Annotated in this window: 20 protein-coding genes; 9 read left to right on the top strand and 11 right to left on the bottom strand. The window is 65.2% G+C overall.

What is annotated here, in order from left to right:
- The first annotated feature begins 86 nt into the window (after window positions 1-86).
- Both CS1BSM3_RS00570 and CS1BSM3_RS00565 read left to right on the top strand, forming a co-directional pair.
- Window positions 87-1286: an ABC transporter substrate-binding protein gene (locus tag CS1BSM3_RS00570; protein WP_072385029.1), complete on the top strand. Its 1200-nt coding sequence runs from the start codon at window positions 87-89 to the stop codon at window positions 1284-1286.
- Window positions 1287-1357: 71 nt separating this feature from the next.
- Entirely contained in the window at window positions 1358-2530 is a 1173-nt protein-coding gene (locus CS1BSM3_RS00565; protein ID WP_072385028.1) for an acyl-CoA dehydrogenase family protein, read from the top strand.
- 462 nt (window positions 2531-2992) lie between these two features.
- Here the strand turns inward: CS1BSM3_RS00565 and CS1BSM3_RS00560 are convergent, their stop codons facing one another.
- Window positions 2993-4375 carry a L,D-transpeptidase family protein gene (locus CS1BSM3_RS00560; protein ID WP_083528112.1) on the bottom strand — a complete coding sequence of 461 codons (1383 nt, stop codon included), beginning with the start codon at window positions 4373-4375 and terminating at the stop codon, window positions 2993-2995.
- Window positions 4376-4760: 385 nt separating this feature from the next.
- Between CS1BSM3_RS00560 and CS1BSM3_RS00555 the strand changes: the two genes are divergently transcribed.
- Complete coding sequence (locus CS1BSM3_RS00555) at window positions 4761-5570, top strand: SGNH/GDSL hydrolase family protein (protein ID WP_072385026.1); 810 nt, start codon at window positions 4761-4763, stop codon at window positions 5568-5570.
- Between the two features lie 36 nt (window positions 5571-5606).
- On the opposite strand, the gene CS1BSM3_RS00550 is transcribed toward CS1BSM3_RS00555, so the two are convergent.
- Window positions 5607-5987: a hypothetical protein gene (locus CS1BSM3_RS00550; RefSeq protein WP_072385025.1), complete on the bottom strand. Its 381-nt coding sequence runs from the start codon at window positions 5985-5987 to the stop codon at window positions 5607-5609.
- 278 nt (window positions 5988-6265) lie between these two features.
- Between CS1BSM3_RS00550 and CS1BSM3_RS00545 the strand changes: the two genes are divergently transcribed.
- From CS1BSM3_RS00545 to CS1BSM3_RS00535, 3 genes are all read left to right on the top strand, one after another.
- Window positions 6266-6880 (top strand): hypothetical protein, encoded by a 615-nt coding sequence (locus CS1BSM3_RS00545; protein ID WP_143149026.1) that lies wholly within the window; start codon window positions 6266-6268, stop codon window positions 6878-6880.
- Window positions 6881-6974: 94 nt separating this feature from the next.
- A complete protein-coding gene (locus CS1BSM3_RS00540) occupies window positions 6975-9173 on the top strand; it encodes a malate synthase G (RefSeq protein ID WP_072385023.1) in 2199 nt (732 codons plus the stop codon).
- A gap of 70 nt (window positions 9174-9243) precedes the next feature.
- Complete coding sequence (locus tag CS1BSM3_RS00535; RefSeq protein WP_072385022.1) at window positions 9244-9879, top strand: pyridoxamine 5'-phosphate oxidase family protein; 636 nt, start codon at window positions 9244-9246, stop codon at window positions 9877-9879.
- 16 nt (window positions 9880-9895) lie between these two features.
- Here the strand turns inward: CS1BSM3_RS00535 and CS1BSM3_RS00530 are convergent, their stop codons facing one another.
- The 6 genes from CS1BSM3_RS00530 to urtA all read right to left on the bottom strand — a co-directional run bounded on the left by CS1BSM3_RS00530 (window position 9896) and on the right by urtA (window position 16468).
- Window positions 9896-10387, bottom strand: coding sequence for a nuclear transport factor 2 family protein (locus CS1BSM3_RS00530; RefSeq protein WP_072385021.1), 492 nt, complete (start codon window positions 10385-10387; stop codon window positions 9896-9898).
- Window positions 10388-10606: 219 nt separating this feature from the next.
- Window positions 10607-11302 carry an urea ABC transporter ATP-binding subunit UrtE gene (gene urtE, locus CS1BSM3_RS00525; protein WP_072385020.1) on the bottom strand — a complete coding sequence of 232 codons (696 nt, stop codon included), beginning with the start codon at window positions 11300-11302 and terminating at the stop codon, window positions 10607-10609.
- Window positions 11303-11321: 19 nt separating this feature from the next.
- Window positions 11322-12101 carry an urea ABC transporter ATP-binding protein UrtD gene (gene urtD / locus CS1BSM3_RS00520; RefSeq protein ID WP_072385019.1) on the bottom strand — a complete coding sequence of 260 codons (780 nt, stop codon included), beginning with the start codon at window positions 12099-12101 and terminating at the stop codon, window positions 11322-11324.
- 10 nt (window positions 12102-12111) lie between these two features.
- On the bottom strand, window positions 12112-13257 hold the full coding sequence (urtC, locus tag CS1BSM3_RS00515) for an urea ABC transporter permease subunit UrtC (protein WP_143149025.1): 1146 nt from the start codon (window positions 13255-13257) through the stop codon (window positions 12112-12114).
- Window positions 13254-14870: an urea ABC transporter permease subunit UrtB gene (gene urtB / locus CS1BSM3_RS00510; protein WP_083528110.1), complete on the bottom strand. Its 1617-nt coding sequence runs from the start codon at window positions 14868-14870 to the stop codon at window positions 13254-13256. Before urtB ends, urtC begins: the two co-directional genes overlap by 4 nt.
- Before the next feature lie 302 nt (window positions 14871-15172).
- Window positions 15173-16468: an urea ABC transporter substrate-binding protein gene (gene urtA, locus CS1BSM3_RS00505; RefSeq protein WP_072385018.1), complete on the bottom strand. Its 1296-nt coding sequence runs from the start codon at window positions 16466-16468 to the stop codon at window positions 15173-15175.
- 316 nt (window positions 16469-16784) lie between these two features.
- On the opposite strand from urtA, the gene CS1BSM3_RS00500 reads away from it, so the two are divergent.
- Window positions 16785-17771 carry an MBL fold metallo-hydrolase gene (locus CS1BSM3_RS00500; protein ID WP_072385017.1) on the top strand — a complete coding sequence of 329 codons (987 nt, stop codon included), beginning with the start codon at window positions 16785-16787 and terminating at the stop codon, window positions 17769-17771.
- A gap of 84 nt (window positions 17772-17855) precedes the next feature.
- On the opposite strand, the gene CS1BSM3_RS00495 is transcribed toward CS1BSM3_RS00500, so the two are convergent.
- Both CS1BSM3_RS00495 and CS1BSM3_RS00490 read right to left on the bottom strand, forming a co-directional pair.
- Window positions 17856-18248, bottom strand: coding sequence for a Zn-ribbon domain-containing OB-fold protein (locus CS1BSM3_RS00495; protein ID WP_072385016.1), 393 nt, complete (start codon window positions 18246-18248; stop codon window positions 17856-17858).
- 6 nt (window positions 18249-18254) lie between these two features.
- Window positions 18255-19430 carry a thiolase domain-containing protein gene (locus CS1BSM3_RS00490; RefSeq protein WP_072385015.1) on the bottom strand — a complete coding sequence of 392 codons (1176 nt, stop codon included), beginning with the start codon at window positions 19428-19430 and terminating at the stop codon, window positions 18255-18257.
- Window positions 19431-19664: 234 nt separating this feature from the next.
- Between CS1BSM3_RS00490 and CS1BSM3_RS00485 the strand changes: the two genes are divergently transcribed.
- Together CS1BSM3_RS00485 and CS1BSM3_RS00480 are read left to right on the top strand one after the other, a co-directional pair.
- Window positions 19665-20174: a hypothetical protein gene (locus tag CS1BSM3_RS00485; RefSeq protein WP_143149024.1), complete on the top strand. Its 510-nt coding sequence runs from the start codon at window positions 19665-19667 to the stop codon at window positions 20172-20174.
- A gap of 67 nt (window positions 20175-20241) precedes the next feature.
- Entirely contained in the window at window positions 20242-21522 is a 1281-nt protein-coding gene (locus CS1BSM3_RS00480; protein WP_072385013.1) for an FAD-dependent oxidoreductase, read from the top strand.
- Here the strand turns inward: CS1BSM3_RS00480 and CS1BSM3_RS00475 are convergent.
- Complete coding sequence (locus CS1BSM3_RS00475) at window positions 21468-22091, bottom strand: 2,3-bisphosphoglycerate-dependent phosphoglycerate mutase (protein ID WP_210188732.1); 624 nt, start codon at window positions 22089-22091, stop codon at window positions 21468-21470. The genes CS1BSM3_RS00480 and CS1BSM3_RS00475 overlap by 55 nt on opposite strands.
- Window positions 22092-22134: the final 43 nt, after the last annotated feature.

Here is a 22134-nt window from a genome sequence, read left to right as displayed (position 1 = left end):
CTCCGATCAATTGCCGAAGGCCAGGATCGCCCGGCTTTCGGACCCAGAACAACAGGGCGATGCGTGGTGTTTGGAGGAGGAAACGAATGAGCCTTCACATGCTGAAAATGAGTCTGCTCGGCGCCGCGCTCGCGGTTGTGGCAGGGCCGGCGCTGGCGCAGACCAAGGTGACGAACCAGGGCATCAGCGCCAAGGAGATCGTGATTGGCACGCACCAGGATCTCTCCGGCCCGATCAAGGTCTGGGGCGTGCCTGTTCTCAACGGCATGAAGCTCGCCGTCGAGGAGGTGAACGCGAAGGGCGGTATTCACGGTCGGCTGCTGAAGCTCATCGCCGAGGACAGCGCCTATGAGCCGCGCAAGGCCGTGCTCGCGACGCAGAAGATGGTCGAGCGCGACAAGATCTTCGCGATGATCGGGCCCATGGGCTCGCCGACCGTGCTCGCCGCGCAAGACATTCTCTTCGAGGCCGGCATTCCGCAGCTCTTCCCGCTGACGGCGGCCGAGTTCACCTACAAGTTCGACGCCTCGAAGCCGCAGGAGCGACTGAAGTTCAACAACCTGCTGCCCTATGTCGAGAGCACGCGGGCGATCGTGAAGTACATGATCCCCGAGAAGAAGATCCAGAAGCCGTGCGTCATGTCGCAGGATGACGAGTACGGCAAGAACGTCCTCGACGGCTTCACGCAGCAGGTCGAGGCCATGAAGATGAAGCCCGCCTCCATCACGACCTACAAGCGCGGCGCCTCCGACTTCTCGGCCCAGGCGGCGAAGCTGAAGGCTGACGGTTGCGACATGGTCGTGCTCGGCACCATCATCCGCGAGACCATCGGCGTGGTCGCGGAAGCCAAGAAGATCGGCTTCGAGCCCGTATGGCTCGGCGCGACCCCGGTGTGCGTGCTCGAGGTGCCGGCGCTCGGCAAGGGCGTGGTCGAAGGTCTCTACTCGGGTTGCGGCTTCGAGGTGCCCTATCGCGACACGGCCAAGGGCAAGGTCAAGGAGTGGGCCGAGGCGTACTTCAAGATGTACAACGCCGAGCCGAACACGCAGGCCGTCATCGGCTACAATACGATCATGACGTTCGCTCACTATGCGAACCTCGCCGGCAAGGATCTCACTGGGCAGAAGCTGCTGACGGCGCTCGAGTCGGGCGATGTGTTCCAGGACATCTTCGCCTCTCCGCCGACGAAGTTCTCGAACACGAACCACCTCGCCTCGACGATCACGCAGATCAGCGTGATCGAGAACGGCCGCTGGAAGACGGTGAAGGACGGCCTCTCGTTCTGACCGTCTAAGTTCTGAGATCGACGCGCGCCCGTGCCGCAAGGCGCGGGCGTTCGCGCCATGAGAAGACGCCCATGCAGTTCACGCACGAGCACGAGGAGCTGCGGCGCAGCCTGCAGAAGTTCATCGCCGCCGAGATCAATCCGCATGTGGACCAATGGGAGAGGGAGCAGACCTTCCCGGCCCACGCGCTGTTCAAGAAGATGGGCGATCTCGGTTTTCTCGGGCTCAACAAGCCGGTCGAATTCGGCGGCCAGGGGCTCGACTACTCCTACGCGATCGTGATGGCGGAGGAGCTCGGCGCCATCAACTGCGGTGGCATTCCCATGGCGATCGGCGTGCAGACCGACATGGCGACGCCGGCGCTCGCCCGCTTCGGCTCGGACGAATTGCGTCGGGAGTTCCTCGCGCCCTCGATCGCGGGGGATTACGTGGCCTGTCTCGGCGTGTCGGAGGTCGGCGCCGGCTCGGATGTGGCCTCGATCAAGACGACCGCGCGCAAGGATGGCGATGACTACGTCATCAACGGCGGCAAGATGTGGACGACGAACGGCACGCAGGCCGACTGGATCTGTTTGCTCGCCAACACGTCCGACGGGCCGGTGCATCTCAACAAGACGCTCATCTGCGTGCCCATGAAGACGAAGGGCGTCCAGGTCGCACGCAAGCTCGACAAGATGGGGATGCACGCCTCGGATACCGCACAGATCTTCTTCGACGACGTGCGCGTGCCGCAGAAGAACCGCATCGGCGAGGAAGGGAAGGGCTTCACCTACCAGATGCTGCAGTTCCAGGAGGAGCGCCTGTGGGCGGCGGCGCGCGCGCTCAAGGGGAATGAGCGCATCATCAATGCGACGATCGACTACACGCGGGGGCGCATCGCCTTCGGTCGGCCGATCCTCGACAATCAGGTCGTGCACTTCCGCCTTGCCGAGCTGCAGACGGAGATCGAGCTGCTACGAAGCCACGTCTATCGCTGTTGCGAGCTTTATCTCGCGGGCCAGGATGTGACCAAGCTTGCGTCCATGGCCAAGCTCAAGGCGGGGCGCTTGAGCCGCGAGGTGAGCGACTCATGCCTGCAGTACTGGGGCGGCATGGGCTTCATGAACGAGACGGTCGTCAGCCGCGCCTATCGCGACACGCGCCTTTCCTCGATCGGCGGCGGCGCCGACGAGATCATGCTGACGATTCTGGCGAAGTACATGGGCACGCTGCCCGGCACGGCGAATACGCGGAAGAAGGAGTAGCGGGCACTATTCGGCACTACTTTCCCCTCTCTCCGCGTGCGGGGAGGGCGTGCGCCAACGTCAGCGATTGTGCCGCCCCTCATCCCGACCTTCTCTCCCCGTAAGAACGGGGAGAAGGGGAAGAGCTGTCAGTCCCGCCGCGTCAAACTCCAAGCTGTCGCTATTGCCACCGCCGGCCTAGCACGACGCCGGTAGGCGATAGCACCCCTTCCCAGCAGCCGGCGGCAAGTAAACAAAGCCCGCCGCGGGCATGGCAGAGCGGAAAGAGGCGACAGCACCTCTTCCCAGCAGCCCGCCGCATCACTCGCCGGTGTGGAAATTGCCACCGCCGGCCTGGCACGACGCCGGTAGGCGATAGCACCCCTTCCCAGCAGCCGGCGGCAAGTAAACAAAGCCCGCCGCGGGCATAGCACGACGGAAAGAGGCGATAGCACCTCTTCCCAGCAGCCCGCGGCAAGTAAACTAAGGCGCCAGTGTCTCGCGCGGCATCGGCGGCGCGTCGGGATCGTGCTCACGCTCGCGGTCGCTCGCAAGCTCGCGGACCTGATCCTTGCCGTAGATGTCGGGACGGTAGACGATGCGGCCATCCTCCTCGACCCACGCCGTGACGTAGACGAAGGCGACCGGCAAGGGGCGCGACAGGTTGATGTCGACCGCCTGGCCGCCCTGGAGAATGTCCTCAATGCGCTCGCGGCTCATGCCGAGCTCGTCACGCCCGATCCAGGCGGCGAGATCGAACACATCCTGCACGCGCACGCAGCCGGCACTGAAGGCGCGCGAGCGCTGCTCGAAGAGCGGCTTCATCGGCGTGTCGTGCATGTAGACGCCATGCTCGTTCGGCATGTCGATGCGCACGAGGCCAAGCGCGTTGTGCGGCCCCGGATCCTGGCGGAAGCGCAGGTTCTTGGCGTCCACCGAGCGCCAATCGACGTTGCTCACATCGATTTCCGGGCCGACGAAGCTGCCCGTGAGGACGCGGATGTGCTCCTTCTGGAGGTAGTCCGGCTCCTTGGCGAGACGCGGGATCACATCGAGGTTGGCGATGCTCTCCGGCACGCGCCAGAAGGGGAAGAAGTTGAGCGCGCGGATGTTGGCCGTGACGACCGGCGTCTGGCGATCCGGCTTGCCGGCGATCACGCGGTGGCGCCGCTCCACGGTGTGCCGCCATACGGCTTCGGCCTGGAAGCCCGGCACGTTGACCAGGACATAGCGCTCGTCGATCTTGAGCGAGAGCAGGTCGCGAACGCGATTGTAGTTCATGCGCAACTGCGCGAGGCGCGCTGCCGGCGGCACGTTCAGGGCCTGGAGGGTCGGGCGGTCGACGCGACCGCTGACGCGAAGCCCGTGGCGGCTCTGGAAGCGCCGGATGCCGGCTTCCATCTCCCCATCGAGCGAGAATGAGCTGAAGCCGCGCTGCGGCCGCATATCGCCCCACAGCACGAGGACGCGGCGGACCATCGGGATGCGCTCGTCCTCGTCGCCCGGGCGGATCATGCGGTTGCCCGGAATGTTCGGCCAGCCACCTTCGGCGACGACACGCTCGACGCGCTCGATGGCGTCGCCCATGGCGCCGAGCATCTCCTGCGACCTGAGCGGCACGGCGCCTTGGCGCAGATCGTCCAGCACGTCGGACGGGGTTTGCTGGCGCGGGCGGCGATCACGCCCCGGGTCGGTGAACGACGCAAAGCCCGGAAGCTGCTGCCACCATTCCTGGGCCTGGGCTTGAGCACCAACGAGGCCAGCCGCGAGGCCGAGACCCCCAGCAAGTGCCTGCCGGCGCGTCAGATTGGTTCGCTCCCCCACCCCCTTGTGGGAGGCAGACTTCTTACCCCGTTCATTTGTCATCGTCTGCTCACGATCGGTGTTCTCTGAGCCGGCCGATCCGCCGGACGCTACGCCCGCATCAGCGTAGCCCCATCTGCCCGCTTAGTTGTGCTTTGCGGCAACAGCAAGGTTGCGCGTTCATCTCTTGCCGGACCTATAGCTGATTTCCGGAGACCGGGCCAAACCGCCCCCTTCACGCTCGCGTGAGTAACGTTCGGTTTCGCGCAGGGGTTTCCCGACGGCAACACTGTGGTAACTGGCCGCTCCGGTAAACCTCGACAATGACCAAAGGCTTCGCGTAATATCACGCCGCTGTGAACGGCTGGCGTAAGGACGGGCCATGTGGCACTCCAGAAGTGCGGTGGGGTCGGACTCGACTCCCCCGAGGTTTGGTTCGTGCGGACGCATGGCTCTGGCGGCCATCGGCTTGACCGCCGTTTTTCATTTTGTCCCGACTGCAAATGCCAGCGAGCTTGTCGCCTGCGACGCGCCGGGCGTTCTCAACACGTTCGATGCACCTCTGCGGGGGCTTGCGCGCGTCGTCGAGCGCAGCCATGAGATCCGCGTCGTAGCGCTCGGCTCGTCCTCGACTGAAGGGACAGGGGCATCCAGCAAGCAGGCCGCCTATCCGGCGCGCTTCGACCGGGAGATGGACCGGCGCTTCCCGGGCAAGGATTTTCAGGTCGCCAATCTCGGCAAGGGCGGTGAGCTGGCGGATGCCATGCTGACGCGCCTCGTTCGCGATGTGATTCCCACGCGGCCGGCGCTGGTGCTGTGGCAGACCGGGGTCAACGACGCCATCTCGGGCGTCGACGTGGAGACATTCCGGAAGACGTTGCTGAGTGGGGTCAGTGCGCTCAAGGCCGCCAACATCGACGTCGTGCTGGTCGACCCGCAATTCTATCCGCGCTCGGCGGGGGTAGCCCGGTACGAGGACTATGTCGCGGTCATGCGGAATGTCGCGCATGAGCAAGGCGTGCCGGTCTTCCGCCGCTACGCGATCATGCAGCACCTCATCTCGAGCGGCCAGCACCCGGTAGAAGAGCTACTGTGGAAGGATAAGTTCCACCTCAGCGACGTAGCGTACGGCTGCCTCGCCGAGCTGATGGCTGAGGCCGTCGAGGCGGACCTCAAGCGCACGCCGGGGGCCGTCATGTCGGCCGGCGTCGCGTCCAGAACGCCGATTTCTGGATGGTCGCCGTCATCGGCTCACTAAACTGAGAGGGCCGCTACGCGCGGCCCCCTGAAGCTCTCACCAGTGGTTGCGGCGGATGTAGCCGTGATGGCGCGCGTGCCACTCGCGTTGGTTCCAGTCCTTGCGCGGATGACCCCACGACTGGAAGTACGGCGGCCGCTCCTGGATCCAGTGGTAGTAGTGAGCCAGCTGGCGTGCGCGGACATAGCGCCCGGGAGACCAGTAGTCTGAATTGTAATAGGGGTAGTAGCCACGCGGCTTGTAGCGGTAGGCGTACGGATCCACGTCGAAGACGTAGCGGTGATCGTGGTGAGCGTACTTCCGGGTGACCTTCACCTTGCCGCGGTCCTTCATGCCGTCCGCGGCAGCCTGCTGCAGCGGCACGGCCCCGAAAGCAGCTACGGCGGCAAGCCCCAGCAATGGCATTGTCCAGCGCATCGTCGGTCTCCTCAGGCGGGCGCGCCGCCCTCCCGGGCGACGAATCACGTGGTTCCGCGAGAGCTTACACCGAAGCGCCGATCACGTTGTGTATCTAATGTCAAAATGCTGAATTTTGGGCTTTAGCTGTCACGCTGATGCCGCAATGCGCCCCGACAGCAGGCAGAGGGCGAGCCGGATTTTTCGGCGTGGCGCCCAGGCCGAGAGCTGGTTAACGGCTCGGCCCAGTGCAGTGAAGGCGGTGGGCCGCACAGCTCAGCCCGCCAAGGGGGGCCAAGGTGGTGAACGTGCAACACTGGATGCATCATGTCCGGCTGGCCGGGCTCATCGCGCTCATTTGGAGCCTAGCTGCGCCTGCTTCGGCCATCGAGCCGCGCAAGGACGAGAAAGACCGGCTCAAGGCCTGTGAGAAGTCCCTCTGCACGCTCATTGTCGCGAAGAAGCCCGTGAAGGGCGACCTGCAGTGCCCCCTGAGCAAAGCCTGGTCCAAGAAGACCATGAAGGAAGGCTCGGGCAGCAAGCTGCGCTGGGGCTTTGGCGCGGCCAAATGCGAGGTGGATCTCAAGGTGCCGCGCGAGACGATCGTCGGAGCGCTTTCCGCGGCCGAGATCAAGGTCACGCTGCCGCCCCATACCGTGGACTGCGAGGTCGAGCGCGAGAACAGCGTCGACAAGGCGCAGATCACGCTCGCGCCCATCATCGAGCTGAAGGACGGCAAAGCCAAGAAGATCTGGGTCAACGTCACCGACATCAAGGCGCCGGGCGTGATCAAAGGGGTCGTGTGGTCGGCAGCGCAGCTCGAGGACTCCGTCGGCCTCTTTCATCGCCGGATGATCAAGGCCGTGAATAAATTCATCCGCGAGGAATGCCCGAAAGTGGTCGCCGGGGGTTGACCCCGAGCCGCATTCGGCGAACAACCCCTGCGACCGCCGCGGCCCTTGGAGCCTGTGGCATGGTTTTCCATCAAAAGCAGGGTGTTGCGCGACCATGATCGACTACGTCTCGAAGGGCCGGCTGAGCGTTGCAAAAATCCTCGCCGACTTCGTCGATCAGGAAGCATTGCCTGGTACGGGCGTTGATGGCGCGGCTTTCTGGTCAGGCCTCGAACGCATAGTGGACGTACTTGGGCCGGAGAACCGCGCGCTCCTCGCGAAGCGCGACGCACTCCAGGCCGAAATCGATGCCTGGCATCGCGCCAATCGCGGAAAGCCGCACGATCCCGTGGCCTATCGGGCCTTTCTCGAAGGCATCGGCTATCTGGTGCCGGAAGGCCCGGATTTCACCATCGATACTACGGGCGTCGACGATGAGATCGCGAGCATGGCCGGGCCGCAGCTCGTCGTGCCCGTGAGCAATGCGCGCATGGCGCTCAATGCTGCAAACGCGCGTTGGGGCTCCCTCTACGATGCCCTCTACGTGTCGGATGCCATTCCCGAGGATGGCGGCGCGGCGCGCGGGGCGGCATACAACCCGGTTCGCGGCGCCAGGGTCGTGACGCAGGTCCGCGAGTGGCTCGATGCCTTCCTGCCGATCGAGAACCTCAAAGGACCGCGCTCGCACGGCGAGGTGCTTGCCTACACGATCGAGGTCGGCACGCTCATTTTCGATGTCGGCGACACCGAGCCGCGCGCCTATCTCTCCGACAGCGCCCAGTTCCTCGGCTATCAGGGCGATCCGCTGAACCCGAGCGCCATTCTCCTCGAGCACAACGGCCTCGGCATCGAGCTGCGCTTCGATCGCAACAATCCGGTCGGTGCGGCGCACGCTGCCGGTCTGTCGGACGTGCATGTCGAGGCGGCGCTGACGACGATCATCGATTTCGAGGATGCGACAGCGGCCGTCGATCCCGAGGACAAGGTTGCCTGCTATCGCAACTGGCTCGGCCTGATGAAGGGCACGCTCGAAGCGACGATCGAGACGGCGCGTGGTTCGAAGGTCAGGCGGCTCGCCGAGGATCGCGTCTATCGGCTTCCCGATGCGGGAGAGGCGTCAGTGCCGGGGCGCAGCCTGATGCTCGTGCGCAATGTCGGGCATCTCATGAGCGATGCGAGCGTGCTCGACAGTTCGAGCGCGCCCGCGCCTGAGGGCATTCTCGACGCGCTCGTCACGAGCCTCATTGGACTGCACGATCTCAAGGAGACGGGGGCGCTCCGCAACAGCCGCGAGAAAGCTATCTACATCGTCAAGCCGAAGATGCATGGCCCCGAGGAGGTCGCTTTCGCGGACAAGCTCTTCGCGATGACCGAGGATGTGCTCGGCCTGCCGCGCAACACGCTCAAGATGGGCCTCATGGACGAGGAGCGCCGCACAAGCGCCAACCTCAAGGAGTGTATCAGGGCCGCGAAGTCGCGCGTGTTCTTCATCAATACGGGTTTCCTCGATCGCACAGGCGACGAGATCCACACGAGCATGGAAGCGGGCCCGGTGATCCGCAAGGCGGAGATGCCGGCGACGCGCTGGATCAAGGCTTACGAGAACCGAAATGTGGATATCGGCATTGCCTGCGGACTGCCGGGCCGTGCGCAGATCGGCAAGGGCATGTGGGCCAAGCCGGACATGATGGCGGCCATGCTCGCGGAGAAGATCGCGCACCCAGAAGCCGGCGCGAGCACGGCCTGGGTGCCTTCGCCGATCGCCGCGACCTTGCACGCAGTGCATTATCATCTCGTGGATGTCGGTGCGCGGCAGGCAGCCATCGCCGGCCGCCAGCGGGCATCGCTCGACGATCTCTTGACCCCGCCGCTGGCCGATCGGCCCAACTGGTCGTCCGAGGACATCCAGCGCGAGCTCGAGAACAACGCCCAGGGCATTCTCGGCTATGTCGTGCGCTGGATCGATCAGGGTATTGGCTGCTCCAAGGTGCCCGATATCAACAATATCGGGCTCATGGAGGATCGGGCGACGCTGCGCATCTCGAGCCAGCACATGGCCAACTGGCTGCATCACGGCGTCGTCAGCGAGGCGCAGATCATCGAGACCATGCAACGCATGGCGGCGGTCGTGGATCAGCAGAATGCCGGTGATCCCGCCTATCGGCCGATGGCGCTCGACTTCGACAGCTCCATTGCCTTTGCCGCGGCGCTCGACCTCGTGCTCAAGGGGCGGGAGCAGCCCAATGGCTATACCGAGCCGATCCTGCACGCGCGCCGGATCGAGGCCAAAGCGCGGGACAGCGCTGCCGGCTGAGCGGATGGACTTGGGCGGCGGACATGCCTATGGTCGGAGCGTTCTAGGACTTCGAGGAAGGCGGACGCGCATGAACGACGCACCTGTGGTCACCGATACCCATCGCATCACTTCGATCGCCGAGCTGGAGGCGCTCTACGGGAAGCCGGCGGGCGCCGCCGTGACCAAGGAGATCGATCATCTCAACGGTCCGTATCGGACGTTCATCGAGAAGGCGCCGTTCGTCGCCATTGCCTCGGCGGGCGAGGGAGGTCTCGACTGCACGCCGCGCGGCGATCCGGCCGGCTTCGTGCGCATCGTCGATGAGCGCACGCTCCTCATCCCTGACCGGCGCGGCAACAACCGCATTGATACGCTCCGCAATATCGTCGAGACCGGGCGCGTCGGGCTGCTGTTCCTGATCCCGGGCGTCGGCGAGACACTGCGCGTCAATGGCCGTGCGCACATCACGACCGATCCCGCGCTCTGCGCGACGTTCGAGATGCAGCGCCAGATCCCGAAGAGCCTCATCGTCGTCGAGATCGACCGGGTCTACTTCCAGTGCACCAAGGCGCTCGTGCGCTCGAAGCTCTGGGATCCCGCATCGCAAGTGCCGAGGGCCTCGGTCCCGAGTGCCGGACAGATGGTCGCTGCCACCACGGAAGGCTTTGACGGCGCGGCGTACGACATCGCCTATCCCGAGCGCATCAAGCAGACGATCTACTGATCGAGAGCAGGTCCGCTCAGCGCTTTGTCTCGCCGAGCCGCGTCGCGTGGCTCGCGGCGACGTTCCAGCTCTGGCCCTCGCGCGTATATACGGCCGTCCAGCGGACGTCGTAGGTCTTGCCGTCGTCGGACTTGATAGGCGAGACGCCGGTCGCGATGCCGACCCAGTCGTTCGGAATGCGGATGACGAGATCGCTCACCGGCGCGGTCTCGATGACGGGATCGCCTTTCAGCAGCGTCGCAATGCGCGCGTCCTTGCCATCGACTTTGCCGGATGTGTGCGTGTGCACGAAGGACGGCGCGTACATCCGCTGAAGGCGCTTGGCGTCCTTGGCCTTGATGGCGGCAGCGACGTCCCTGCGGAAAGCGGCGACCTCCTCGCTGATCAGCTTGCGCTGGGCCTCGCTGACGATGGCGGGGGGATGGGCCGAGGCGCGTTGCAATGAGAGTGCGAGCGCCGAGACGGCGCAGATGAGTGCAATACCGGAAAGAAGGCGCACGACGCGCATGGCTCGGACCTTTCCCGCAGTTGCTGGGAACTCTGAGCATAGCACTGCGGCAGTAGCGGGCACCACTTGTCCCTTCTCCCCGTCCTTGTCGCGCTGGAAGCGCGCCTCTGGCGCGACGAGAAGGCTAGGATGAGGGGCGGCGGCAAACGCAAACGTCGGTAAGTGCCGCCGCCCCTCACCCCGACCCTCTCCCCGCGCGCGGGGAGAGGGGGAAGAAGGTCAAACCGACAGCCGGCGGCGGACGTCGGCCTCGACCATGTCGGCACGTTTGCCGGAAAGCACGACCTGCCCGCGCTCCATGACCGCATAGCGATCGGCGAGGTCGCGGGCGAACTCGAAATACTGCTCCACGAGCAGGATGGCCATCTCGCCCTTCTTGCGCAGGTAGTCGATGGCGCGGCCGATGTCCTTGATGATCGAAGGCTGGATGCCTTCGGTCGGCTCGTCGAGCACGAGCAGGTTCGGGCGCATGGCGAGCGCGCGGCCGATGGCGAGCTGCTGCTGCTGGCCGCCGGAAAGATCACCGCCGCGCCGCCGCAGCATGGACTTCAGCACCGGAAAGAGCGTGAAGATCTCGTCGTCGATCTGGCGCTCGGCGCCCTTGAGAGGCGCGAGCCCTGTCTGCAGGTTTTCCGCGACCGTGAGCAAGGGAAAGATCTCGCGACCTTGCGGCACGAGTGCAATGCCGCGGCGCGCGCGCTCGTAGGGCGGCAGGCCGTTCAGCGTCTGACCATCCCACTCGATGAGCCCGGCACTCACCGGATGGTGGCCGGCGATTGCGCGGAGCAGCGTGGTCTTGCCGACGCCGTTGCGGCCCATGAGCGAGGTCACCTCGCCCTTGCGCACCTCGAGGTTTACCCCGCGCAGGACTTGCGCGGCCCCGTAGTGCAGGTCGACGTCCTCGACCTTCAGCATGGCGCTCTCTCCTTGTTGTTCAGCGCCCGAGATAAACTTCGATCACGCGCGGGTTCTCCGATACCGTATCGATCGCGCCTTCGGCCAGCACCGAGCCTTCGTGCAGGCACGTCACCTTCACACCGAGCGCGCGCACGAAGGCCATGTCGTGCTCGACGACGACGACGGAATGATCCGCCGCCGAGATACGTTTCAGCAGCGCGGCAGTTGCTTCGGTCTCTGCGTCCGTCATGCCGGCGACGGGCTCATCGACGAGCAGCAACTTGGGATCCTGCGCGAGCAGCATCCCGATCTCCAGCCACTGCTTCTGGCCGTGGCTCAGCAGGCCCGCGAGGCGCTCGCGCTGGGCACTGAGCCCGGCGATCTCCAGAATCTCTTCGAGGCGACGCGCTTCCTCTGCGCTTGTGCGCGCCATGAGCACGTGGCGCGCGCGGCGGTCGCCTTTGAGCGCGAGGAGGATGTTGTCCTCGACGGTGTGGCTCTCGAAGACGGTCGGCTTCTGGAACTTGCGCCCAATGCCGAGGTTGGCGATCGCCGCCTCGTCGAGGCGCGTGAGATCGACGCCGCGATCGAAGAGCACCTCGCCCGTGTCGGGGCGTGTCTTCCCCGTGATCACGTCCATCATGGTCGTCTTGCCGGCGCCGTTCGGGCCGATGATCGCGCGCATCTCGCCGGGCGCGATCTGCAGCGACAGCTCGTTGAGCGCGCGGAAGCCATCGAAGGAAACGGTCACGCCGTCGAGATAGAGAAGGCTCGGCGTGAGCGGTGCAGGGGCGTCCGTTGGAACCAGCGTTGTCATGGCGCGCGTCCTATTCGGCTGGCTGTGGGACGGTTTCGGACTTGGCCGCCGACTTTTCGGCAGGCCGACGGCGCGCCCAGAAGTCGTAGAGCGTGCCGAGAATGCCCTTCGGCAGCCAGATCGTGACGAGCACGAAGAGCGCGCCGAGCATGAAGAGCCAGTAGGGAGCGAGGAAACCTGTAGTGAAGGTCGTCTTGGCGAAGTTCACGAGCACGGCGCCGAGCGCAGCGCCGGCCAGCGTCCCGCGCCCGCCGACTGCGACCCAGATCACGACCTCGATGGAATTTGCCGGCGTGAACTCGCTCGGATTGATGATGCCGACCTGCGGCACGTAGAGAGCGCCGGCAATGCCGGCCATGATGGCCGACACTGTGAAGACGAAGGTCTTGTAGTGCTCGACGCGGTAGCCGAGGAAGCGCGTGCGGCTCTCCGCATCGCGAATGGAGACGAGGACCTTACCGAGCCGGGACGCGACGATCGCCCGCGCCACGAGGTATCCGAGAGCCAGCGCCACTGCCGATGCTGCGAAAAGCGCGGCTCGTGTCGCGTTCGCCTGAACCGGAAAGCCCAGGATGTCCTTGAAGTCGGTCAGGCCGTTGTTGCCGCCGAAGCCCATGTCGTTGCGGAAGAACGCCAGCATCAGCGCGTAGGTCAGCGCCTGCGTGATGATCGAGAGGTACACGCCCGTCACGCGGCTTCGGAAGGCGAACCAGCCGAACACGAACGCGAGCAGGCCGGGGACCGCCATCACCATGAGGAAGGCAAACCAGGCGTTCTCGAAACCGTACCAGTACCATGGCAACTCTTTCCAGTTGAGGAAGACCATGAAGTCGGGGAGCACGGGGTGGGCATAGACGCCGCGCGTCCCGATCTGCCGCATGAGGTACATGCCCATGGCGTAGCCGCCTAGTGCGAAGAAGGCACCATGGCCGAGCGAAAGTATGCCGCAGTAGCCCCACACGAGATCGAGCGAAAGCGCGAGCAGCGCAAAGCAGAGGTATTTTCCGAGCAGCGCCAGCGTCGCCGTCGAGATGTGGAAGGGCGAGGATGGCGGCACAGCGAGATGCAGCAGCGGCACGACCACGGCCAGGCCGAGCACGATGGCAAGGAACCACTTGCCCGTGCGATCGTCAGTGAGGAGGGCGCGGGTGATCATGCCTCGACGGCCCTTCCCTTGAGTGCGAACAGGCCGCGCGGCCGCTTCTGAATGAAGAAGATGATGGCGACGAGCAGGATGATCTTGCCGAGCACGGCGCCCGCATAGGGCTCGAGCAGCTTGTTCGCCATGCCGATCGAAAGCGCGCCGACGAGCGTGCCCCAGAGATTGCCGACGCCGCCGAACACGACGACGAGGAAGCTGTCGATGATGTAGGACTGGCCGAGGTTCGGGCTCACGTTGTCGATCTGCGAGAGCGCGACGCCGGCGAGCCCGGCAATGCCCGAGCCGAGACCGAAGGTGAGCGCATCGACGCGGCCTGTGCGGATGCCCATGGATGAGGCCATGCGCCGGTTCTGCGTGACGGCGCGCATGTGCAGGCCGAGCGGCGTGTAGCGGAGCGCCAGCAGCAGCCCGACGAAGATCAGCCCTGCGAAGATCACGATGTAGAGCCGGTTCCAGGTGATGACGAGCCCGCCGATCTCCATCGCGCCGGACATGAACTGCGGCGTGCCGACCTCACGGTTGGTCGGGCCGAACGTCGTGCGCACGGCCTGCTGCAGAATGAGGCTGATGCCCCACGTCGCGAGAAGCGTCTCGAGCGGGCGGCCGTAAAGGTGGCGTATGACGCCGCGCTCGATGGCGACGCCGATGCCGCCGGCAACGAGAAAGGCGAGCGGGATGGCGACGGCCAGCGAATAGTCGAAGAGGCCGGGCGCGCTCGTGCGGAAGAACTCCTGCACGACGAAGGTCGTGTAGGCGCCGAGCATGACCATCTCGCCGTGCGCCATGTTGATCACGCCCATGACGCCGAAGGTGATGGCGAGACCGATCGCGGCAATCAGAAGCACCGAGCCGAGCGAGATGCCGTACCAGATGTTCTGGGCGTAGCCCCAGAGCGCGAGGCGCTGCTCGATGGAGGTGATGGCGCTCGTGGTCGCCTCGCGCAAGGGGGCGGCGGTATCGGCGGGCAGCGAGCGGAGAACGGATACGGCGTCGCGCGTGCCGGCATCGCGCAAGAGCGCGACGGCTTCCTGGCGCTTGTCGAGCGGGGCGTCGGATTTGCTGAAGGTCACGGCGGCCCAGGCGAGCTGGAGCTCCTTGCGCACATTCGGCAGCTTTTCAGCGGCGATCGCGGCTTCCAGAACGGGAAGCGCGGCGGGGTCGCGCGACTTCATGACGGCCTGCGCGGACTGGATGCGGCGCGCCGGATCGGGATTCATGAGGCTCAGCGCGCCAAGTGCGGCGCTGGCGGCACTGCGCACGCGATTGTTCAGGCGCACGGCCGTGAGATTGGCGGGCGGCGTGGCGACGACGTCGTTGCTCTGGGCGTCGCGCACGGCGCCGGCGGTATCGCGGTAGAAGACTTTCTGGTTCGCCGTGTCGATGAGCAGGCGGCGATCGTGCAGGGCTTCGACGAGAGCGGCGGAATGCGGCGCGCCGGAGCGCGCGATCGCATAGATGCCGGTGATCGTGTCGTTGAAGCTGTCCTTGGCGATCAGCGCGAGGCCGGCGGCCAGATCCTCGGGTGCGGCCGCGGCCTGTTGAGGTGCACCGGCGCCGGCCACCAGCAGGCTACCCATGAGCAGGAGGAGGCGGATGAGGCGGCCCATGCCGTCAGCTCCAATTTATCGCGATCAATGCGGGCTTCCGAGACGGTCTCCCCGCCGAGGTGGCGGGGAGACGTAGTGCACGCACGCTTGCTGCATGAGGGCGACGTGGAGGAGGAGGCGCCGCCCTGCTAGCGTGATGATCGAGAAATTCGCCTGATTTCGCGGCACCGTACGGAGCGAATTTCTCGATCTGAATCACACTAGCCAAGGGAATATTTCCCAGTGTCCCTTTTGATTCCGATGTTCGCTCGCGCCACCAGCATCGAGGGATGGCGAACTTCGGAATCGGGACACTGGCACGGTCAGGAGCCGCACTTTCCTGTCTTCATGTTGAAGTTGCCGCACTTCTTGCCGACCCAGTCGGCCTCGAGATCTTTCGAGCCGTCGAGGAAGTCGGTCCAGGCGTCGCCGGGGACGAGATCCTTCGTCTGCCAGACGACGTCGAACTGTCCATCGGCGCGGATCTCACCGATGAGCACCGGCTTGGTGATGTGGTGGTTCGGAAGCATCTTCGAGATGCCGCCCGTCAGGTTCGGCGCTTCGATGCCGGGGAGCGCGTCGATGACCTTGTCGGGATCGAAGGAACCGGCCTTCTCGACGGCCTTCACCCACATGGCAAAGCCGACGACATGCGCTTCCATGGGATCGTTGGTCACGCGCTTCGGGTTCTTGGTGAAGGCCTGCCACTTCTTGATGAACTCGGCATTGCCGGGATTGCTCACCGACTGGAAGTAGTTCCACGCCGCGAGATGGCCGACGAGGTCCTTCGTGTCGATGCCGGCGAGCTCTTCCTCGCCGACCGAGAAGGCGATGACCGGAATGTCGGTTGCCTTCACGCCCTTGTTGGCGAGCTCCTTGTAGAAGGGCACGTTGGCATCGCCGTTGATCGTCGAGACGACGGCCGTCTTCTTGCCGCCGCTGCCGAACTTCACGATCTCGGACACGATCGTCTGCCAGTCGGAATGGCCGAACGGGGTGTAGTTGATCATGATGTCCTCCTTCGCGACGCCTTTCGCGAGGAGGTAGGCTTCGAGGATCTTGTTGGTCGTGCGCGGATAGACGTAGTCGGTGCCGGCGAGCACCCAGCGCTTCACCTCGCCACCGTCCTTGCTCATGAGATAGTCGACGGCGGGAATGGCCTGCTGGTTCGGCGCCGCGCCCGTGTAGAACACGTTGCGCTCGCTCTCCTCGCCCTCGTACTGCACGGGGTAGAAGAGGATGTTGTTCAGCTCCTTGAAGACCGGCAGCACGGACTTGCGGCTGACGCTCGTCCAGCAGCCAAACGTGGCGGCGACCTTGTGCTGCGTGATGAGCTCGCGTGCCTTCTCGGCGAAGAGCGGCCAGTTCGAAGCAGGATCGACGACGACGGCTTCGAGCTTCTTGCCGAGCACGCCGCCTTTCTTGTTCTGCTCGTCGATGAGCATCAGCATGACGTCTTTGAGCGTCGTCTCGCTGATGGCCATGGTGCCGGAGAGCGAGTGGAGCACGCCGATCTTGATCGTGTCTTGGGCTTGAGCGAGCGGGGTGCCCGCAAGCAGTGCGCCTCCCGCCAGTGCCGTCGCGGCAAGTCCCGCGAGCACGTTCCGACGTTTCAGCATGCCTTCCTCCTGTGACGGGTGAACTGACGGTTAACGCTGGTCGCAAGCCGTGTGCCAACCCGCGGCCAGCGTGAAATATCAATTCATTTCAGGCGCTTGATCTGAGGAGGCAGGGCAGTGGCGGGTTTTGGAGGCAGGCTTCTCTGATGAAAAATCAGGCAATGAATGCGGGCTGCCCGCAATTTCATCGACCGATTGGGAAATGTGCTCTGAACCCCGGCAATCGACGGAACAAGGGGGGGCGAATTGCCAAGGCGCTGTGCATTGCCTGATGATCCGCGCTCGCTTTGGGCGAGCCCAACTGGGGGAGGCGGCAATGCTGGGACTGGAGAGCGTCGACGAGGTCGAGATCCTCATCCTCGTCGATAACGTGACGGACAACCTCTCGTCGACGCCCGCCTTCGTCGAAACGGAGATCGCAGCACTCGGGCGTCGCCGACGCGGGGCCTGGGTCCTTGCGGGGGATTGCCTCTGCTGTGCCGCGCACGGCCTCGCCTGCCTCGTCACGGTGATAAAGGACGGGCAGCGGCGAACGCTGCTCTTCGACGCGGGGCCGGAAGATCGCACCTTCGAGCAGAATGTCTCGCGTCTCGGGGCCGACCTCGGCGCTGTGGAGACAATGGTGCTCTCGCATGGCCACTGGGATCACGGCGGCGCCATGCTGCGTGCGCTGCAGATCGTGCGCGACCGCAATGGCGGACGCGAGGTGCCCTACTACGCGCACCCGGACATGTTCCGTGCGCGCGCCGCGAAGCTTCCTGATGGCTCCATGCGTCTCATGCAGGATGTGCCGAGCATCGGCGCTCTGACGGCCTATGGTGCGCGCGTCATCAGCTCAGGGGAGCCGCATTTCCCGCTGGATGGTCTCGCCTTTGTCAGCGGTGAGATCCCACGTGTCACGCCCTTCGAGACCGGGCTGCCGGGGCAGCACCGCCGCACGCTCGACGGCAAGGGCTGGGAGCCCGACGAGCTGCTCATGGACGAGCGCTATCTGGCTGTGCACGTCGCGGGCAAGGGGCTCGTGGTGCTCTCGGCGTGCTCGCACGCGGGCGTCGTCAACGTTCTGAAGCACGCGCGCGCAAGCTTCCCGGATGTGCCGCTACACGCGGTGATGGGCGGGCTGCATCTCTCGGGGACGAACGAGCGCGTGATCCCGCAGACGGTCGAAGCGATGAAGGAGTTCGATCTCGGCGTGATCGCGGCCGGACATTGCACAGGGTGGCGCGCCATGACCGCGCTCGCCAATGCGTTCGGCGACAGCAAGCTCGTGCCGCTCGCCGTCGGCAAGCGCTTCAGGTTCTGACGCCGCAAAGAAAATGCCCTGATGGAGGGGTGCGCCATCAGGGCGGTCTTTTGTCGGCAGGAGTGGCGCGCTTCAGTCCGCTCCTCAGGCGGGCGTGAAGCAGGCGATCTTGGTGCCGTCCTCGCGCGGCTTGAAGACGACCTTCACCTTCTGGCCGATCTTCACGGCTGCCGGATCGCAATCGACGATATTCGTCATCATCGAGGGGCCCTCGTCGAGCGTCACGTAGGCAATGACGTACACGGGCTTCGCCGGGCGCATGACCGAGTAGGTGTAGATCGTGCCCGTGCCCTTGGCCTCGCGCCACTCAACGTCGGTCGAGAGGCACATGGGGCAAGCGCCGCGCGGATAGTAGAAGGACTTGTTGCACGACTTGCAGTGGCTGAGCATCAGCTTGCCGGCATTGGCACCTTCCCAATAGGGCTCGGAGCCTGGGGTCGGCGGGACGACCGGATAAATTCTCTCTTCACCTGCCATAGTCGCTTACTCCCGCTCCATGATGACCGTCGCGCCCACGTGCCGCGTGCCGAGCGAGCCGCCCGTGCCGTGCGCCAGCGCGATGTCGCAGTTCGGAACCTGTACCTTCGGATGAGCCTCGCCGCGGAGCTGACGCACGGCCTCGATGACCTTCGTCATGCCGCCGCGGTTGCCCGGGTGGTTATTGCAGAGGCCGCCGCCGTCGGTGTTGAAGGGGAGCTTGCCGACGCCCGAGATGAGATTGCCGTCCGAGACGAACTTGCCGCCCTGGCCGACCTCGCAGAAGCCGAGATCCTCGAGCTGCATCACGACCGTGATCGTGAAGCTGTCGTAGATCGAGGCGTACTTGATGTCCTTGTGCTTGACGCCGGCTTCCTCGAACGCGCGCTTGCCCGACCAACGGCCGGCCGAGAACGTGAGGTCGAGATCCTGGCCGCCCATCTGGTGCTTCACGGCCTCGCCCGTGCCGATGACCTTGACCAGCGGCCGCTTCAGGCTCTTGGCGATCTCGGGCTTGGTGATGATCAGCGCGCCGCCGCCGTCGGAGATGACGCAGCAGTCGAGACGGTGCAGCGGGTCGGCCACCATCGGCGAGTTGACGACGTCCTCGACGGTCACGACCTTCGGCAGCATGGCGTGCGGATTGTACTGCGCGTGATGCGAGGCCGCGACCTTCACCCAGGCGAGCTGCTCAGCTGTGGTGCCGTACTGGTGCATGTGGCGCATCGCGCACATGGCGTACATGTTCGCGGTCGCCGGTCCGTAGGGGAACTCGAACTGGAGATCCGGCTGGTTGGTATTGCCGAGGCGCGGGTTCGTGCCGGTCTGCACGCCCTCCGAGCGCGGACGGCCGGCCAGCGTGACGAGCGCGATATTGCACTTGCCCGCGGCGATTGCCTGAGCGGCATGGCCGACGTGGAGGAGGTAGGACGAGCCGCCCGTGTCCGTCGTGTCGATGTGCTTGAGGCGGAGGCCCATGTAGTCGGCGAACGAGTTGCCGCCGAGGCCGGGGGTGTCGCCGGCTGCGCAGAAATAGCCGTCGATGTCGTCCTTGCTGAGCCCCGCGTCCTCGATCGCGCCCTTGGCGACCTCGGCGTGAAGCTGCGCCAGGGACTTGTCCGGCGCCTTGCGCGTCGGGTGCTCATAGGCCCCGACAATATACGCTTTGCCCTTGGTGCTCATCCGGCCATGCTCTCCCAGAACTCCCGTCATTTCATTCAGTTGGATGGGGTTGAACGTCTACGCCTCAGATTGGCGGCGTCAAGTCCGGCATGGGCAAGGGCCTATGCAGTGGGCGCGCGCTGCGCGTTGGGTCGTCGGCAAACGGCGGGTTCTCGGTGTGCCGTGAAAGCAATTGCTGCACCCCTTGCGATCCCTGTAATCTCGACCCAGGCCGCGGGGATCGGTGGGGCTAGCATGTTGTTGCGCGTACTTTGGATATTGGCCGGCTATGTCCTGGCGTGCGTGGCCTTTGCCCTCGCGTTGGTGGCCTTCGTGTTCACACCGGCGGAGCTTGTGAGTACCGGCGCCGGATCGGGCCGCTTTTCCATGGCGGGCTTCCAGCTCCTCGCGAGCTTCATACAGGTCCTGATCTTTGCTGCACCGCTGGCGTTCTTCGCAGCGGCCATGGCCGAATGGCGCGGGATCAATGAGTGGATCTACTACGCGCTGGTCGGCCTGCTCATAGCTGGCGTCGGGTTTCTGGCGCAGTACGTGAGCGAGCTGCAGGGCGCACCGACCATCGTCAACAATTACGCCTTCACGGCCTTCATGACGGGCGGCTTCGTCGCCGGAATGGTCTATTGGCTGGTCGCTGGACGGAGCGCAGCAGAGCGGCGGCGCGCTGTCGAAGCCGAGGCCGCCGCTCAGAGTGCCGCGGCCAAAGCGGCGGCTGCATCGCGGCGCGCGCCGGGGCCGGTGACCTAGGCCACGGCTGGTCACCTCGGCTGATATCTTTCACCCCAAGACTGGGCCCGTAGACTGGGATCGTCGGATGCGGAACCTGCGCATAGGCATCGTGGGGGCCGGCACAGGCGGGCTTGCGGCAGCGGCTTTCCTCGCGCGCGATGGCCACGAAGTTCACCTGCTTGAACGCTTCGCCGAAGCGCGTCCGGTCGGCGCCGGGCTCCTGCTGCAGCCGACAGGTCTCGCCTGCCTCGCGCAGCTCGGCCTCGATGCGCGCGCGCGATCGCTCGGTGCGGTCATCCATGATCTGGAAGGGCGCACGGTCGGCGGCCGGCGCGTGCTCGCCATGGACTACCGGCGCTTACAACCGCACCTCTTTGGGCTCGGCATTCACCGCGGGAGCCTGTTTGCGCTGCTGCACGACGAGGTCGCCCGCCTTGGTGTGCCGATCACGACGGGCGTCGAGGCTGTCCGCGTCGAGCCGCACGCGCGCCAGCGCACGGTCGTGATCGACAAGCTCGGCCGCCATCATGGTCCGTACGATTTCGTCATGGATGCGAGCGGTATGCGCTCGCCACTGCGCCGGACGCTTGGTGGCCGCATCCGCGATCGCCAGTTCAAGTACGGTGCAATCTGGGCCGCGTTGCCGATCACGGACGGCTGGCCGCATCGCGCAACACTTATGCAACGCTATGACGGCGCGCCGGTCATGATCGGCGTTCTTCCCATCGGGCGCCTGCCGGAGGATCCGACGCCGCGCTGCGCCTTTTTCTGGAGCGTGCGCGTGGATCAGCGCGAGGCGTGGATGGCAGCGGGGCTCGATGCGTGGAAGACGCGCGTCGCGACGCTCTGGCCGGCCATCGCGCCGATCCTCGATGGTGTGCGTGCGTCGGGCGATCTCTCGTTCGTGTCCTATGCGGATGTGGTGGTCGAGCAGCCCTACTGCCCGGATCTGAGCCTCGCCGTGATTGGCGATGGCGCCCACGGCACGAGCCCGCAGCTCGGTCAGGGCGCAAACCTCGCGCTCATGGATGCAATGACGCTTGCAGGTGCGCTCTCGCGCGAAGACACGATCGAAGCGGCACTCGGGGAATACCAGGCCGCGCGCCGCCGCCATGTCGCCTTCTACCAGCTCGCGAGCCGCTGGCTCACGCCGTTCTTCCAGTCGGACAGCCGCGTGCTGGGGCTCGTGCGCGATGCAACTTTCGGGCTCGCGTCGATGGTCCCATTCGCCGAGGGGCAAATGCTGCGCACGCTCGCCGGCATCAAGACCGGCCCCTTCAGCGAGCTCGATCCCGGCGACTGGAGTGAGCGCTACGCCACCAGATCGCGGCGGCTCACGACCTTGCCGGCGTCATCGAGCTCATAGACGATCGGGGCGCCCGTCGCGAGCTCGCGCTTGATGATTTCTTCGCCCGAAAGCCCTTCGAGCTGCATGATGAGCGCGCGCAGTGAATTGCCGTGCGCGGCGACGATCACTTTCTTGCCGCTCTTGAGCTTCGGCCAGATCTCGGCTTCGTAGTAGGGGAGCACGCGAACGGCCGTGTCCTTGAGGCTCTCGCCGCCCGGCGGGGGGACGTCATAGCTGCGGCGCCAGATGAGCACCTGGTCCTCGCCCCAGCGCTTCCTCGCATCGTCCTTGTTGAGGCCCGAGAGATCGCCGTAGTCGCGCTCGTTGAGGCGCTGGTCCCGGATCGTTTCCAGATTCGACTGGCCGAGCCCTGCGAGGATGAGGCGCAGCGTGTGCTGGGCGCGGGTGAGGTCGCTCGTGTACGCGATGTCGAAGTGGTGGCCGGCCTCTTTCAGCAGCTTGCCGGCGCGCTTGGCCTCCTCGACGCCCTTCTCCGTGAGGTCGGGGTCTTTCCAGCCGGTGAAGAGATTGAGCTTGTTCCACTCGCTTTCGCCGTGGCGCACGAGGACGAGGAGGTGGGTCATGATCGCGAGCAGTTCCGTTGGTTGGTGTGCACAGTCTTCTAACGGC

The sequence above is a fragment of the Hyphomicrobium sp. CS1BSMeth3 genome (genome assembly GCF_900117415.1).
GTDB lineage: Bacteria > Pseudomonadota > Alphaproteobacteria > Rhizobiales > Hyphomicrobiaceae.
This window is presented reverse-complemented; position numbering and strand designations above follow the sequence as displayed.